Origin of the sequence: Arthrobacter sp. QXT-31 (assembly GCF_001969265.1) — a bacterium.
GTDB lineage: Bacteria > Actinomycetota > Actinomycetes > Actinomycetales > Micrococcaceae > Arthrobacter.
Window position 1 is genome coordinate 1,820,651 of the sequence record NZ_CP019304.1, and the last position, 14,342, is coordinate 1,834,992.

A 14,342-nucleotide genomic window follows, 5' to 3' on the forward strand; every position below is an offset into this window, starting at 1 on the left:
AAGAGCCGTGATCCACCACTACGCAACGGAGGGTATGTGTTTGCCGAGGAGCGCCAGCAGCAGATCGCCGGGCTTGTTGCAGCCAGCGGCCGCGCCAGCGTGACCGACCTCGCCGAGCGGTTCCGCATCACCACCGAAACCGTGCGCCGCGACCTGGCCGCTCTGGAATCGGCGGGCACGGTGCGCCGCGTACACGGCGGGGCCGTATCCGCCGACCGCTTCAGCACTACGGAAGAAAGCATCCTCGAGCGGACCATCCAGCGGCAGGCGCAAAAGCTGCGCATCGCCGAGGCCGCCCTCGACTTCCTCCCGAAGGGCCCCTCCAGCAGCATTCTCCTCGACGCCGGCTCCACCACCGAAGTCCTGGCCGACCTCCTCGCCCGCCGCGGTGCCGCAGCCCCGGCCAAGCCGGCCGATCCCGCCCAGGAGCTCCTGGTCATCACCCACGCCATTCCCATTGCCGCCAAGCTGGCCAGCACCCCCGGCATCGCCCTGCAGATTCTGGGCGGCCGGGTCCGCGGACTCACGCAGGCCGCTGTGGGCCAGGGCACGGTGGAAGCAGCCGGCAAGCTGCGCCCGGACATTGCCTTCGTGGGGACCAACGGCATCCACGCAAGCTTCGGCCTCAGCACACCAGACTCCGAAGAGGCCGCAGTCAAGGCCGCCTTCGTCCATTCGGCGCGCCGCATTGTGGTCCTGGCCGATTCGTCCAAGCTGGAAGCGGAAACGCTCGTCCAGTTCGCCTCGTTGAAAGATCTGGATACCGTGATCACTGACCGCAAACCCGGTTCTGAACTAGCAGCGGCCCTCGCCGAGGCAGGCGTGGAGGTGGTGGTCGCATGATTGTGACCCTCACTGCCAACCCCAGCCTGGACCGGACGGTGGCCCTGCCCGGCCCGCTTGAGCGCGGCGAAGTCCAGCGCGCAGTCTCCGTCACGCAGGAATCCGGCGGCAAGGGAGTCAACGTTTCCCGTGCCCTCGTGACGTCCGGCCTCGAGACCCTTGCGGTGCTGCCCGGCGCGGAGTCCGATCCCGTGCTAGCCGGCCTGCGTGAAGAGGGCGTACCGTTCGCGTCGCTGGCCATCCACGAACCGCTGCGGACCAATGTGGCCCTGACCGAGCCCGGCGGGGTCACCACCAAGATCAACGAGCCCGGTCCGGTCCTCGCCGAGGACACCCAGGAAGCGCTGATCAACCTGCTCCTGGAACGTTCACGGGGAGCCAGCTGGGTGGTCCTGGCGGGATCGCTCCCGCCGGGCGTGCCGGCTGATTTCTATGCCACCGTCACCCGTCGGCTGCGCAATGCCGACGCCGGTGCGGGCGTTCCGATGATCGCCGTCGACTCCTCCGGTGCTCCCCTGGCAGCGGCCGTCGCCGACGAGGCGCCGGCAACATCAACAGGAACAGCTTCCGGGAAACCGGACCTGCTCAAACCCAATGCCGAGGAGCTGGCGGAACTGGCCGCAGCAGCAGGGTCTTCCTCGGCAAGCACGGCTGAGGAACTCGAAGCGGATCCGTACGCTGCCGCGGCGGCAGCTGCCGCCGTCGTGCGTTCCGGTGTGGGGGCCGTGTTGGCAACGCTCGGTTCAAAGGGCGCTGTCCTCGTGACGGCCGACGGCGCGTGGCTGGCCACGCACCCGCCGGTCACCGCAGTCAGTACGGTCGGCGCGGGAGACTCGTCGCTGGCCGGCTACCTGCTGGCCGCCAGCCAGGGCGCTGCCCCGGCCGACTGCCTCCGCCAGGCTGTGGCGCATGGCGCCGCCGCCGCTTCCCTGCCGGGTTCCACCGTTCCGGCAGTCCACCAAACAACCCCCGACGCCGTAACCATCACGGCCCTCCGGAAGGATTGACAGTGACTCAGCTCATCACCGCGGACCTGGTCGAGCTTGACCAGAACCTGGGCAATTCGCCCGAGGACGTGATCCGCCACCTGGCCGGCCGTGTTGCCGCCAACGGTCGCGCGAGCGAAGTTGAAGGCCTCTTCACGGATGCCTTCGCCCGCGAACAGAAGACCGCCACCGGCGTTCCCGGCGGCATCGCCATCCCGCACTGCCGCTCGGCCGCCGTGACCGAACCCACCCTCGCCATGGCCCGCCTGTCCCAGCCCGTCGATTTCGGCGCCAAGGACGGCCCCGCCGACCTCATCTTCTTCATCGCCGCACCGGCCGGCGCCGACCAGGAGCACCTGAAGCTGCTGTCCAAGCTGGCCCGCTCGCTGATCAAGAAGGACTTCACGGGGGCGCTCCGCGCGGCCACCACCCGGGAAGAAATCGTGGAGCTCGTGGACAACGCCTTGTCGGACAAGCCGGCTGCTGCCGCCACACCCGAAACGGCTGGGGCCACGGCCGCCCCGGCAGCCACTGGCGCTGCTGCCGGAACTGCCGCCGGCGGGCCCAAGCGCCTCGTCGCCGTCACAGCCTGCCCCACCGGCATCGCCCACACCTACATGGCAGCGGACTCCCTCGTGGCCGCAGCCAAGGAAGTGGGCGTGGACCTGCAGGTGGAAACCCAGGGCTCCTCCGGCGCCAAGCCGCTGGACCCGGCCGTCATCGCCGCTGCAGACGCCGTGATCTTCGCCGTCGATGTGGACGTGCGCGGCAAGGAGCGATTCGCCGGTAAGCCGGTCATCAACGCGCCGGTCAAGCGCGGCATCGACGAGCCCGGCAAAATGGTCCAGGAAGCCCTTGACGCGGCGGACAACCCGCACGCGCACCGTGTTCCGCACTTCGGTGCCGAGGAGCAGGCCGAGCGGGAAGCCGCCGAAAAGGGCGAGCACATCGGCCAGAAGCTGAAGCGGGCACTGCTCACCGGCGTGAGCTACATGATCCCGTTCGTAGCCGGTGGCGGCCTGCTGATTGCGCTCGGCTTCCTGCTGGGCGGGTATGACATCACTGAAGTGGCCGACACCGTCGTCCTGGAGAACAACTTCGGTAACCTGCCCGAAGGTGGCCTCGCCATCTATCTGGGTGCCGTGATGTTCAAAATCGGCGCCCTGTCCATGGGCTTCCTGGTGCCGGCCCTGGCGGGATACATCGCCTACGCCATTGCGGACAGGCCGGGCATCGCCCCGGGCTTCGTCTCTGGTGCTGTGGCTGGCTTCATGGGCGCCGGCTTCCTCGGCGGCATCGTCGGCGGCCTGCTCGCAGGCTACATCGCACACGTCATCGGCAGCTGGGCCGTCCCGCGTTGGCTACGCGGCCTGATGCCCGTCGTCATCATCCCCCTGCTGGCCTCCATCGTCGCCTCCGGCCTCATGTTCATGGTGCTGGGCGGCCCCATCGCCGGCCTCACCGCTGGCCTGAACGGCTGGCTCTCCGGCATGACCGGCGCATCCGCCGTCGTTCTCGGTGGCATCCGCGGCCTCATGATGTGCTTCGACCTCGGCGGCCCCGTCAACAAAGTGGCCTACGCCTTCGCCGTCGCCGGCCTGAGCGCCGGCAGCGCCACCAACCAGGCGCCGTGGCAAATCATGGCCACTGTGATGGCCGCCGGCATGGTGCCGCCGCTTGCCATGGCGCTGGCAACCGTCCTGGACAAGAAGGTCTTCAGCCTGGCCGAGCGCGAAAACGGCAAGGCGGCGTGGCTGCTGGGAGCCTCCTTCATCTCCGAAGGTGCCATTCCGTTCGCAGCGGCAGATCCGCTGCGCGTCATCCCGGCCAGCATGGCCGGTGGAGCCGTCACCGGAGCGCTCAGCATGGCCTTCGGTGTGACGTCACAGGCACCCCATGGCGGCTTCTTCGTGTTCTTTGCCATCGGCAACCTCCTGATGTTCGCCGTTTCCATCCTGGCCGGAATGGTGATCACAGCCGTCATCGTGGTGGCCCTCAAACGTTGGGCTGCCCGCAAGGCCGTTGATACGGTGGAGTCCGTCCCGGTAACTGTCTGATCCCGCTGTCCTTCAGCACTCAACCAACAATGCAATTGCAAGGAGCAGAAATGTCCGAACGTACCGCAACCGTCGCCAGCCGTGTAGGCCTGCACGCCCGCCCCGCCGCCATCTTCGCCGAGGCTGCTGGCGAGTTCGACCTCGACATCACCATCGCCCGCGAAGGGGAGCCTGCCGACGAGGCCATGGACGCAGCCAGCATCCTTTCCCTCATGAGCCTTGGCGCATCGCACGGCGACGTTGTGGTGCTGCGGGCCGAGGGTGACGGCGCCGACGCCGCGCTTGACCGCCTGGTCCAGATCCTGGAAACGGATCACGACGCCGAGTAGGCACCGCACGCTTTACGGCCGGTTTCCGCAACAGCCCCTTATGGCGCTGTGCGGAGGCCGGCCGTTGCCGTTCCCGGGATGGATTGCCGCTGGGCGTGACCGAGGCGCGCATCGCCCCTGATCAGCGGCAGTTTCGATGTGAAGTAAGCAACCTTAGTAGTTTCTTGTTTTTGATTCTGCGTCCCACTAGCTTGGAACTGTGGCCAGCCGTTCGAATGACCGGCGGAACTGCCGGGCTGAAGGAGGATGACAGAGTGGAAACCTTGCAGGAAAGCGTTGAGGTCGAGGTACCAGTCAGCACCGCCTACAACCAGTGGACACAGTTCGAATCCTTCCCGAGTTTCATGAGGGGCGTCGAATCCGTCGAACAGATCGACGAGACCTCGCTCCACTTCCGCACCAGTGTGGCCGGGGTCAAACGCGAGTACGACGCGCAGATCCTGGAACAGACGCCGGACCGGTGCATTGCCTGGGTCAGCAAGGACAAGCCCCGCAACGCTGGGCGGGTGACCTTCGAGGAACTTGGCGAGGACCTCTGCCGCGTGAACGTGGAACTCGAATGGGAGCCGGAAACCCTGCTGGAGCGGGCCGGCGCCGCAGCCCACGTGGATGAGCAGCAGGTGTCCGCCGACCTTGCCCGGTTCAAGGAGTTCATCGAGGCCCGGGGCATCGAGACAGGCGCCTGGCGCGCCTGGGTGGACCGGGGCGAAGTGGACAGCCCGGGAGCCCGCTGACCCACTACACCGGCCGTTTCGCTGCGGCCGCGCATTCCATCACGGAGGACGCCATGCCAGAAAAGAAGAACCCCAGCCTGAAGGACCCCAAACTCTACGAAGAGCTCCGCGACGAAGGGGCCTCAAAACAGAAGGCGGCCCGTGTCTCCAACGCGGCAGCCAAGAAGGGACGCTTCGAGGTGGGCCGCAAGGGCGGCAAGGCCGGCGACTACGAGGACTGGACCGTGGACCAGCTCAAGGCAAAAGCCAAGGACATCGGCCTCAAGGGATACTCAGGTAAGAAAAAGAGCGAACTCATCTCAGCGCTCAGGAACTCCTGAGCGCATGCAGGTGCAGCCGCGCGGCGGAGCGCCCGCCTTGTCAGGCGCCCTTCCGCGCGGTCTTCGCCGTGGACTTGGTGGCGGTGCCGGTCTTCGCCGCCGCCCCGGACTTGGCAGCGGTACCGGTCTTGGAGGCAGTGCCGGACTTAGAGGCGGTGCCAGTCTTGGAGGCAGTGCCGGCCTTCGAGGCAGTACTTGTCTTCGACGGGCCGGCAGCCTTGCTGCGGGCGCCCGCGGTAGCTCTCTTGGTTGTGCCGCTCTTGGCAGTTTCAGCCTCCGAATCCCCGGCGTCCTTTTTGGCGGCGCTGCTCCGGCTGCCGCTGCTCCTGCCTCCGCCGGTGCTGCGCCCGCTGCGCTTGGCGGGTTCGGGCGCCTCTTCTTCAGCCGGCTCCTCCTCATCCGGTTCGCGGGCTGCCGCCCCTCCCCCGCGCTTCTTGTCGAGGCTGCGTTTGAGCGCTTCCATCAGGTCGATGACTTCACCCTTGCCGCCCTCCGCTTCGGCACCGAACGTCTCTTCCGTATCCAGCGCGTCGCCCTTTTCCAGCTTGGCCTCGATGAGCTGCCGAAGCTGCGCCTGGTAGTCGTCGGTGAACTGCTCGGGCTCGAAGTCGGACGCCATGGACTCCACCAGCGCTGCGGACATCTCCCGTTCCTGCGCGGAAATGCGGATGGAGGTGTCCAGGGCAGGAAACGCGGCCTCCCGGACTTCGTCCGCCCACAGGAGAGCCTGCAGCATCAGGACGTCATCGCGGATCCGCAAGGCACCCAGCCGCGTCTTGTCCCGCAGGGCGAACTGCACCACGGCCACACGCTCGGTGTCCTCCAGGGCCCTGCGCAGAAGCATGTAGGCCTTGGGCGACTTCGAGTCAGGCTCCAGGTAATAGCTCTTCTCGAACATGATGGGGTCGAGCTGTTCGGAGGGGACGAACTGCACCACTTCGATTTCGTGGCTGTTCTCCGCGGGGATGGCCTTGAGCTCGTCCTTGGTGAGGATCACTGTCCGGCCGTCGTCCTCGTAGGCCTTCTCGATGTCGGAGTAGTCAACTACCTCGCCGCACACCTCGCAGCGGCGCTGGTAGCGGATCCGGCCGCCGTCGGCGTTGTGCACCTGATGGAGGCTGATGTCGTGGTCCTCGGTGGCGCTGTAGACCTTCACCGGGACGTTGACCAGCCCGAACGCGATGGCGCCTTTCCAGATCGCTCTCATGAGAACAGTCAACAGCACACAGCGCCGGAGGTGAAGCCCCATGGCCGGCGGTAAGGAACGCGTAAGGGTCGGTGGCCGCGAACTGACCCTGACCAACCTCGACAAGATAATGTATCCCGCCACCGGCACCACCAAGGCGGACGTCATCGCCTACTACGCTGCGGTGGCCCCGGTTCTCATTCCCGCTGCCAGAAACCGCCCGGTGACCCGCAAGCGATGGGTGCACGGAGTAGGAACTGAGGACAACCCGGGCGAGGTGTTCTTCCAGAAGAACCTGGACGAATCGGCGCCCGGCTGGGTGCCCCGTGCCGCCATCACGCACAAGACCAACACCAACTACTATCCGCTGCTTAATGATCCGGCCACCCTCACCTGGCTGGCGCAGATCGCCTCGCTGGAGATCCACGTGCCGCAGTGGACGGTGGACTCCCACGGACGTTCTTTGCCGCCCGACCGGCTGGTCCTGGACCTCGATCCCGGGGAAGGCGCGGGCCTGCCCGAATGCGTGGAGGTGGCCAAACTGGCGCGGACCATCCTGCAGGACGTGGGGCTTGACCCCGTTCCGGTCACCAGCGGCAGCAAGGGCATCCACCTGTATGCAGTCCTCAAGGGGACGCAGAGCTCGGATGAGGTTTCCGCCTTCGCGCGGGAACTGGCCCGCGCACTGGAGGCCGACCATCCCGACATTGCCGTCAGCGACATGAAGAAGGCCCTTCGGACGGGGAAGGTCCTGGTCGACTGGAGCCAGAACAACGCAGCGAAGACCACGATCGTTCCGTACTCGCTCCGCGGGCGGCTGCACCCCACGGTGGCGGCGCCGCGGACCTGGCGGGAGCTGGGTTCGCCGTCGCTGAAGCACCTGGACTACGAGGAGGTCATGCGCCGGGTGGCGGCCGGCAAGGACCCCTTCGCGCCGATCAGTGCGGTCACCGGCCATCCCAGCCCAGCCCACCCCAGCCCCGTCCACACCAGGCCCGCCCACACTGCTGCCGACGGTCCGCGCGGGGGAGGCCATGCCGATCCCCGGCTGAACAAGTACCGGTCCCTGCGCGACCAAGGAAAAACGCCCGAGCCGTTCACCGCCGAAGAACACCACGCGGCGAAAGCCAACGGCGCCTCCGCGCAGGCGGGCAAGGAGATCTTCGTAATCCAGGAGCATCACGCCAGCCGGCTGCATTACGACTTCCGGCTGGAGCACGAGGGGGTTCTGGTCTCCTGGGCCCTGCCCAAGGGGGTGCCCGAGTCAGCGGACAAGAACCACTTGGCCGTACAGACCGAAGACCACCCCATGGACTACGCCGACTTTGAGGGTGACATCCCCAAGGGCGAATACGGGGCGGGCAGCGTGAGCATCTGGGACAAGGGCGTCTACGAGCTCGAAAAGTGGGTGAACGGAAAGGAAGTCATAGCCACACTGACCGGCCAGGAGGGCGGCGGGCTGGGCGGCACCAGGAAGTTCGCCCTGATCCATACGGGGAAGGGGCAGGGCGAGGAATCCCAGTGGCTCATCCATCTGATGGACAGGGTCACCGGCGTACGGAAAAAGCAGGTCGGCACCAAGGGACCGGCGGGCCCGGCCCGCGCTGCCGCGCACACCCGCTCCGCGCCCGCTCAGGCGGCTCCGGCCGCGGCCCCAAGAGGTGTCAGCGCCCTTCAGGAGGACCCGGCCCCCATGCTCGCCTCGGCAGGCACCCTGGCGGATCTGCACGGCAGCGAGTGGCTCTTCGAACTCAAGTGGGACGGGATCCGCGCGCTCGTGGTGGCGGACGGCGACCGGATCAGGCTCCTGAGCCGCAATGGCAACGACATGTCGGCCAGCTATCCGGAATTCACGGACCGGAGCTGCTGGCCGCCGCAGGACTTCATCGCTGACGGTGAGATCATCGCCGTCGGGCCGTCCGGCCGGCCGGACTTCGGGCTCCTGCAGGGAAGAATGAAGCTGACCAGGCCGGGCGACGTGAAGCGGGCGCGTGCCACCATCCCGGTGCGGATGATGCTCTTCGACCTCCTGGCCGACGGCGGCGATGACCTTCGCAAGCTGCCCCTGAGGAAGCGGCGGGAGCGGCTGGCTGACTTCTTCGAACCCGGCGAGTGCCCGGTGGAACTGTCGGAGACCCTGGACGACCGGGTGGAACACATCCTGGAAAGCGCCCGGGAACTGGGCTTGGAAGGCGTGATGGCCAAGCGGGCGGACAGCCGCTATGTGAGCGGGCAGCGGACCCACACATGGATCAAGCTCAAGATCGAACAGACACAGGAAGTGGTGGTGGGCGGCTGGCGGCCCGGCAAGGGCGACCGGTCCAACACCGTGGGATACCTCCTTGTGGGCATTCCGGAGGGCAAGACTCTGCGGTATGTGGGCCGTGTGGGAAGCGGCTTCAGCATGCGTGAACTGGAGGAGTTGCGGAAAAGGCTGGAGGGGCTGGCCCAAAAGACGCGGCCCTTCGATGACGTCCCCTCGGCAGACGCGGCAGACGCCCGCTGGGTCAAGCCCGACCTGGTGGGCGAGGTGACTTTCGGTGAGTGGACCGGGAGCGGCAAGCTCCGCCACCCTGTATGGCGCGGCTGGCGGCTGGACAAGGAACCGGCGGAGGTTGTGGTGGAGTCCCAGGGCCTATGAACCATGCGGGACATGGAAACAGCCCGGTGACACCCGAATATCAGGTGTCACCGGGCTGTTTCGGATTGCAGCAGGATCAGGACGAGTGCGGCATTTGCGGGCGGCTGGTCCGGTGGATGGCCGTCACGGCAGCACCCTGTCCCACGCGGCCGGGGCTTGCTCCGTGTTCCTTCGGGTGGCGGCGCTTGCCGTTGCCGTCCGGCCATTGCCTGCCCCCGCCCATGGCCGAGGTCACGGCCAAGGTCTCGGGAGTGGGCAGCGGCGCCCTTTCCATCGATTCCGCCAGATGCGCAGCGACATCCGGGCTGATGCTGCTTCCTTTATAGGAGTCGGCCATTTGTTCTTCCTTCCGCGATGAAATGAAGTGTTCCCCATATTGGATCCGTGATTCCGCCCTCGCCGGGAGCGAATCCCTGCTCCAGCGAAGAAGCCCGCCCCGGCGAAAAGCACTGCGGAGGCAGGATCCTGTTCAGGCGGAGTTGTTTGCGGCGGTGAACGCCGGGCACTGCGGCCAAAAGCGGAGCCGTCACTCGGGCCGCCATGGCGCGTCCATTACTCAAAGATCAGTGTTCCCATGGATCCACCTTAGGCAGAATCACGCCGCCCGGGAAGAGAATTCTCAGTCGTCGGCGCCGGTCCGGAAGGATCCTTCCCATACCGCCCTGGACCCTGATTCCCCAACGAGCACCACAGTGGCAACGGCACCCCCGCAGACCACCAGGGCAACCACGACGGCGGCAATCCCCGCGATGCGCGAACCGACGGCACCCATGCGCCGCCTCATCCCCTCCCCCTGCGTTCCGCCGTAGCGGAACCACAGCCACTCGGCCAGGGCCACGAGGAACACACCCACCACCCAGGGCAGCAGGGTCCCGCCAAGCTGCATGTGGGCGTTGATCTGCGGAGTGGAATCTACGCGGTCCAGCAGCCACGACCCGGCCGCGGTGGTGATGGGCACCAGGACGAGCGCCAGCAGGGCAATCAGCGGCGTCACGATCCCCAGCCGCCTCCGGGCAGCGGGCCAGAGCAGGCTCAGCAGCGTGCACAGGGCGGCCAGCGGAACGAAGACCACCGTGGCGTGGACGAGCAACACATGCATCGGCAGACCGCTGACCTCGTAGTCCATGGCGAACACCCCTGTCTGGAAATGTGAACTGTCTGGAAAATATGAACGGCCTGGAAACATTGCGCTACCCAATCAGACGAGCACGGCTGTTGAACGGTTCAACCGCTCCAGAATGGGGGCCCGATTCTCCTGGCGTGAGGCCGGCCAGTGCCCGTCCGACATGGCTGGAATCCTCCGGAAACCGGCCCCGAAAGCGCTGCTCCGGAAAAAGTTTTGATAACGATCGCCGCGGCTGCCGAAAATCCGCGGAATCCCGGGGCCGGAACGGCCAAAAGAAATCCCGCGTTGGGTCCCGTGGGACCCCCTAAACCGGGCGATCATACGGCACCAAACTCTGGAAGACCATGAAAATCCCGTAAAATTGAAGGCCTGCCCGGAGCGGGGCAGCTAAAAGTCGCAAGCAAATGACCTCCACAGGAGTTGCCCAAATGCCCACAGACCGAAGCACGACCGACTCTCCATCAGGCGCCAGGAACGCCAGCGGAACCAATCAGTCCGCACCCCACGGTGCGAAGAAACCCAAGCTGCTCGCGCGGCGCCGGCTCAAGGAATCCGACGTAAACGTCGTTGACCAGCCCATGCTCAAAAAAGCCCTCGGCGGCACAATCGTGGGCAACACCATGGAGTGGTACGACGTCGGTGTGTTCGGCTACCTGATCACCACCATGGGTCCGGTGTTCCTCCCGGAGGCCGACAAGACCGTCCAGACGCTGTTCCTCCTGGGCACCTTCGCTGCCACCTTCATCGCCCGCCCCCTCGGTGGCGTCGTGTTCGGCTGGCTTGGTGACAAGATTGGCCGCCAAAAGGTCCTCGCGGCCACACTGATGCTGATGGCGGCAAGCACCTTCGCCGTCGGCCTGCTGCCCGGCTACGCGCAGATCGGCATGTGGGCAGCGGCACTCCTGGTTGTGCTCAAGCTCGTGCAGGGCTTCTCCACCGGCGGCGAATATGCCGGTGCCACCACCTTCGTCAGCGAATACTCGCCCGACAAGCGCCGCGGCTTCTTCGCCAGCTTCCTGGACATGGGCAGCTACCTCGGCTTCGCCCTGGGCGCCGCACTGGTGTCCGTGCTGCAGCTGACGCTCGGCCAGGCCGCCATGGAGGACTGGGGCTGGCGCCTGCCGTTCCTGATCGCCGGTCCGCTGGGCCTTATCGCAATCTACTTCCGGAACAAGATCGAGGAGTCCCCCCAGTTCCAGGCCACCCTGGACGCCCAGGAGGAACTCGCCAAGGACGCTGCCGCAGGTGATGAGGCTGCAGCAAAGGGCCCCGTGGGCATCGTCAAGGCCTACTGGCGCTCCATCATCGTGGCCATGATCCTGGTGGCTGCGGCCAACACTGCCGGTTACGCACTGACGTCCTACATGCCGACGTACCTCACCGAGTCCAAGGGGTACGACCCCGTCCACGGCACGCTGCTCACCATTCCGGTGCTCGTCGTCATGAGCCTCTGCATTCCGCTGACCGGCAAGCTCTCCGACCGTATTGGCCGCCGCCCGGTGCTGTGGATCGGCGCGGTGAGCACCGTGGTCCTGGCTGCCCCGGCGTTCATGCTGATCGGTATTGGCACCGTCTGGTCTACCCTGGCCGGGCTGTCCCTGATCGCCTTCCCCGTGGCCTTCTACGTTGCGAACCTGGCGTCGGCGCTGCCGGCCCAGTTCCCCACGGCCAGCCGCTACGGCGCCATGGGCATCGCCTACAACTTCGCCGTCGCGATCTTCGGCGGCACCACGCCGTTCATCGTGGCTGCCCTCATCAACGCCACCGGCAACGACATGATGCCTGCCTACTACCTGATGGCCACCTCGGCTGTTGGTGCCGTGGCCATCTACTTCCTGAAGGAATCCGCCCAGCGACCGCTGCCCGGCTCCATGCCCAGCGTGGACACCCAGGCGGAGGCCCGTGAATTGGTGGCCACCCAGGATGAGAACCCGCTGATCGACCTCGACGAACTGCCGTTCGAGACCGTTGATGAACTGCATAAAGAGCTCGACGACGAACTGAACAAGGTGCCCGCCGGCACCTGACGTCGGTCCCCGCGTCCGGGTTAAAGGCCCGTCCCGCTTTGCTCCCCAAAGGGAGCAGGCAGGGCGGGCCTTCACTCTGCCCTTCCGTGGCGGCGTCATGCCGCCGGGTTCACCCGCGGCGGGTTGAGGGCCATATGTGACCCAGCCCGCGGCGGGATCTTCGCGGCGGTGCTACCTTCGTAGGGTGAAGGAGGTCGTGCCGGTGCAGTCTGTAGTGCACCACCTGCGGCAGCTGCACAGCCTCGGCCCCGCCAGCAACGACCACCTCTCGGCATGGCGCGTGGCCATCAGCGTGGCCGTTCCTTCCCTCGTCCTGCTGCTCCTCTGCCGGCCGGACCTCACCATTTACGCCGTGTTCGGGGCGCTTACCGGCATGTACGGCCGCAATGAGCCCCACCAGCTCCGGCTCAAACACCAGCTTCAGGCAGCGCTCGTGCTGCTATCGGGCGTGACAGTGGGCGTGGTGCTGTCGGTCAACGGCCTGCACTCGTGGTGGCTGGTCGGCATTGAAGCCCTCCTGGCCGGCGTGGGTTCCCTCTACTCGGACAAGGTCCATCTCCGGCCCAACGGCCCCTTCTTCGGAATCCTCGCGCTGGGTGCCTGCGCATCCGTGCCCGTCGCCGTGCCCTGGTACGCTGCCCTGCTCATCGCGGTCGGCTCCGCGGCCTTCTCAATCCTCGTGGGATTCGGTGGCTGGGTCCGCGGCAGGGCATGGAAACCCGGCGCGGCGCGGCCCTCGGCCAGCCTGCGCGGAGCCCTGCGCCGCCGGGCGGCCATCCACGCTTCGCGCCATGTGCTGGCCGTCGGTGCCGCCGGTGCCATCGGCGTCCTGTCCGGAAGCGGCCACCCGCACTGGGCGATGGCGGCAGCGGCGGTTCCGCTCGCCGGCGCGGACCTGCCCAGCAGCGTCCACCGCGGGATCCACAGGATCATGGGGACGTTCCTCGGGCTGGTGGTGGTCGCCGTCGTACTGCTTCCCGGGCCCTGGGCCCCGCTGCGCTTTTTCCCGGGGGCGGAGGCCGCGGTGCTGGCGCTGCTGGTGATCGTCTTCCAGTTCACCACCGAGCTGTTCATGACCCGGCACTACGGGCTGGCGATGGTCTCGTTCACGCCGGTGATCCTGCTGATGACCCAGCTGGCGGCGCCGGACGACCCGCAGGTGCTGATCACCGAACGCGCCGTCGAAACCGTGGTGGGGGCCGGCGTCGGAATTCTCGTGGTGGTGCTTATCCGCTCGCGCTTTATCCGCTGGCGCCGGAACCGAGGCCCGGCTCCTGCGGGCGGCGCGGCGGCCCGGCAATGAACCTGTCCGGCACCAGCCGGGCGACGGCGGCCACGATCTTGTAGCGCTTGGTGGGGATCGAGACGGCCTTCCCGCGCTCATTGTCCGCCAGCGCTTCACGGACCACGCGCCCTGGCCGCAGCCACGTCCAACCCGGTGCCACTGACTTGTCCATCCCCATCCGGTCATGGAACTCGGTATGGACAAACCCGGGGCAGACCGCGGTGACCTTCACACCCCGGGGCGAGTACGCGAGGTTCGCCCAGCGGCTGAAGCTGACCAGCCACGCCTTCGCCGCGGAGTAGGAGCCGCGGGGAAGGAAGGCCGCCACACTGGCCACGTTGACGATCCGGCCGGAGCCCCGCTCCAGCATGCCCTGCAGGGCGGCGTGGCAGAGCTCCATCGCCGTCTGCACATGCAGCTTCAGGTGCTTGCGCTCATCATCGATCGGGTTCTCATCGAAGTTGTGCAGCAGCCCGATGCCGGCATTGTTCACCAGCATGTCCACCGGCCGTGACGGGTCGGACAGGCGTCCGACGACGGCGGCCACGCCGCCGTCATCGGTCAGGTCCGCGGTCAGCACCTCAGCCGTGGTTCCGTACCGCCGCTGCAGCTCGTCCGCCGTGGCCTGCAGCCGGGCCGTGTCGCGGGCAACGAGCACCAGGTTGTTGCCCTGTTCGGCCAGCTGGCGGGCAAATTCGGCGCCCAGTCCCGCTGTGGCACCGGTGACGAGGGCTGTGGGTCTGGCGGTGTTCGGGGTCATGCCCACAGCCTAGCTGCCCGGGCCTGCGAAGTGGCCGGTGAAGTTGCC

The 14,342-nt window shown here is 66.9% G+C and carries 13 protein-coding genes; 9 read left to right on the forward strand and 4 right to left on the reverse strand.

The window, feature by feature from the left end:
• Nucleotides 1-36: 36 nt before the first annotated feature.
• From BWQ92_RS08240 to BWQ92_RS08265, 6 genes are all read left to right on the forward strand, one after another.
• Nucleotides 37-843, forward strand: a complete 807-nt coding sequence (locus BWQ92_RS08240; protein ID WP_076799081.1) for a DeoR/GlpR family DNA-binding transcription regulator — start codon at nt 37-39, stop codon at nt 841-843.
• A complete protein-coding gene (locus tag BWQ92_RS08245; protein ID WP_076799082.1) occupies nt 840-1,850 on the forward strand; it encodes a 1-phosphofructokinase family hexose kinase in 1,011 nt (336 codons plus the stop codon). The genes BWQ92_RS08240 and BWQ92_RS08245 overlap by 4 nt, the downstream gene beginning before the upstream one ends.
• A 2-nt stretch (nt 1,851-1,852) precedes the next feature.
• Nucleotides 1,853-3,886, forward strand: a complete 2,034-nt coding sequence (locus tag BWQ92_RS08250) for a PTS fructose transporter subunit IIABC (protein ID WP_076799083.1) — start codon at nt 1,853-1,855, stop codon at nt 3,884-3,886.
• 50 nt (nt 3,887-3,936) lie between these two features.
• Nucleotides 3,937-4,215 carry an HPr family phosphocarrier protein gene (locus BWQ92_RS08255; protein ID WP_076799084.1) on the forward strand — a complete coding sequence of 93 codons (279 nt, stop codon included), beginning with the start codon at nt 3,937-3,939 and terminating at the stop codon, nt 4,213-4,215.
• A 254-nt stretch (nt 4,216-4,469) separates the two neighbouring features.
• The gene (locus BWQ92_RS08260) at nt 4,470-4,949 is read left to right on the forward strand and encodes an SRPBCC family protein (RefSeq protein WP_172411697.1); all 480 of its coding nucleotides are present in this window, start codon (nt 4,470-4,472) and stop codon (nt 4,947-4,949) included.
• A 53-nt stretch (nt 4,950-5,002) separates the two neighbouring features.
• Nucleotides 5,003-5,269: a DUF7218 family protein gene (locus tag BWQ92_RS08265; RefSeq protein ID WP_076799086.1), complete on the forward strand. Its 267-nt coding sequence runs from the start codon at nt 5,003-5,005 to the stop codon at nt 5,267-5,269.
• Nucleotides 5,270-5,309: 40 nt separating this feature from the next.
• Here BWQ92_RS08265 and ku read toward each other — a convergent pair whose 3' ends face one another.
• Entirely contained in the window at nt 5,310-6,476 is a 1,167-nt protein-coding gene (gene ku, locus BWQ92_RS08270; protein ID WP_076799087.1) for a non-homologous end joining protein Ku, read from the reverse strand.
• Between the two features lie 40 nt (nt 6,477-6,516).
• On the opposite strand from ku, the gene BWQ92_RS08275 reads away from it, so the two are divergent.
• Complete coding sequence (locus BWQ92_RS08275) at nt 6,517-9,096, forward strand: ATP-dependent DNA ligase (protein ID WP_076799088.1); 2,580 nt, start codon at nt 6,517-6,519, stop codon at nt 9,094-9,096.
• 76 nt (nt 9,097-9,172) lie between these two features.
• Here the strand turns inward: BWQ92_RS08275 and BWQ92_RS08280 are convergent, their stop codons facing one another.
• Both BWQ92_RS08280 and BWQ92_RS08285 read right to left on the reverse strand, forming a co-directional pair.
• On the reverse strand, nt 9,173-9,433 hold the full coding sequence (locus tag BWQ92_RS08280) for a hypothetical protein (protein ID WP_076799089.1): 261 nt from the start codon (nt 9,431-9,433) through the stop codon (nt 9,173-9,175).
• Nucleotides 9,434-9,715: 282 nt separating this feature from the next.
• Nucleotides 9,716-10,222 (reverse strand): DUF2231 domain-containing protein, encoded by a 507-nt coding sequence (locus BWQ92_RS08285; RefSeq protein ID WP_076803600.1) that lies wholly within the window; start codon nt 10,220-10,222, stop codon nt 9,716-9,718.
• A 428-nt stretch (nt 10,223-10,650) separates the two neighbouring features.
• On the opposite strand from BWQ92_RS08285, the gene BWQ92_RS08290 reads away from it, so the two are divergent.
• Nucleotides 10,651-12,249: an MFS transporter gene (locus BWQ92_RS08290; protein ID WP_076799090.1), complete on the forward strand. Its 1,599-nt coding sequence runs from the start codon at nt 10,651-10,653 to the stop codon at nt 12,247-12,249.
• Between the two features lie 202 nt (nt 12,250-12,451).
• Nucleotides 12,452-13,552 carry an FUSC family protein gene (locus BWQ92_RS08295; protein WP_076803601.1) on the forward strand — a complete coding sequence of 367 codons (1,101 nt, stop codon included), beginning with the start codon at nt 12,452-12,454 and terminating at the stop codon, nt 13,550-13,552.
• Here the strand turns inward: BWQ92_RS08295 and BWQ92_RS08300 are convergent.
• The gene (locus BWQ92_RS08300; RefSeq protein WP_076799091.1) at nt 13,491-14,294 is read right to left on the reverse strand and encodes an SDR family NAD(P)-dependent oxidoreductase; all 804 of its coding nucleotides are present in this window, start codon (nt 14,292-14,294) and stop codon (nt 13,491-13,493) included. The two genes, BWQ92_RS08295 and BWQ92_RS08300, sit on opposite strands and share 62 nt — an antisense overlap.
• Nucleotides 14,295-14,342: the final 48 nt, after the last annotated feature.

What these genes read in the sequence shown, in the direction of transcription:
- BWQ92_RS08245 (WP_076799082.1), top strand. Translation starts at nt 840, where the DNA reads ATGATTGTGACCCTCACTGCCAACCCCAGCCTGGACCGGACGGTGGCC.
- BWQ92_RS08255 (WP_076799084.1), top strand. Translation starts at nt 3,937, where the DNA reads ATGTCCGAACGTACCGCAACCGTCGCCAGCCGTGTAGGCCTGCACGCC.
- BWQ92_RS08265 (WP_076799086.1), top strand. Translation starts at nt 5,003, where the DNA reads ATGCCAGAAAAGAAGAACCCCAGCCTGAAGGACCCCAAACTCTACGAA.
- ku (WP_076799087.1), bottom strand. Translation starts at nt 6,476, where the DNA reads ATGAGAGCGATCTGGAAAGGCGCCATCGCGTTCGGGCTGGTCAACGTC.
- BWQ92_RS08275 (WP_076799088.1), top strand. Translation starts at nt 6,517, where the DNA reads ATGGCCGGCGGTAAGGAACGCGTAAGGGTCGGTGGCCGCGAACTGACC.
- BWQ92_RS08280 (WP_076799089.1), bottom strand. Translation starts at nt 9,433, where the DNA reads ATGGCCGACTCCTATAAAGGAAGCAGCATCAGCCCGGATGTCGCTGCG.
- BWQ92_RS08285 (WP_076803600.1), bottom strand. Translation starts at nt 10,222, where the DNA reads ATGGACTACGAGGTCAGCGGTCTGCCGATGCATGTGTTGCTCGTCCAC.
- BWQ92_RS08290 (WP_076799090.1), top strand. Translation starts at nt 10,651, where the DNA reads ATGCCCACAGACCGAAGCACGACCGACTCTCCATCAGGCGCCAGGAAC.
- BWQ92_RS08300 (WP_076799091.1), bottom strand. Translation starts at nt 14,294, where the DNA reads ATGACCCCGAACACCGCCAGACCCACAGCCCTCGTCACCGGTGCCACA.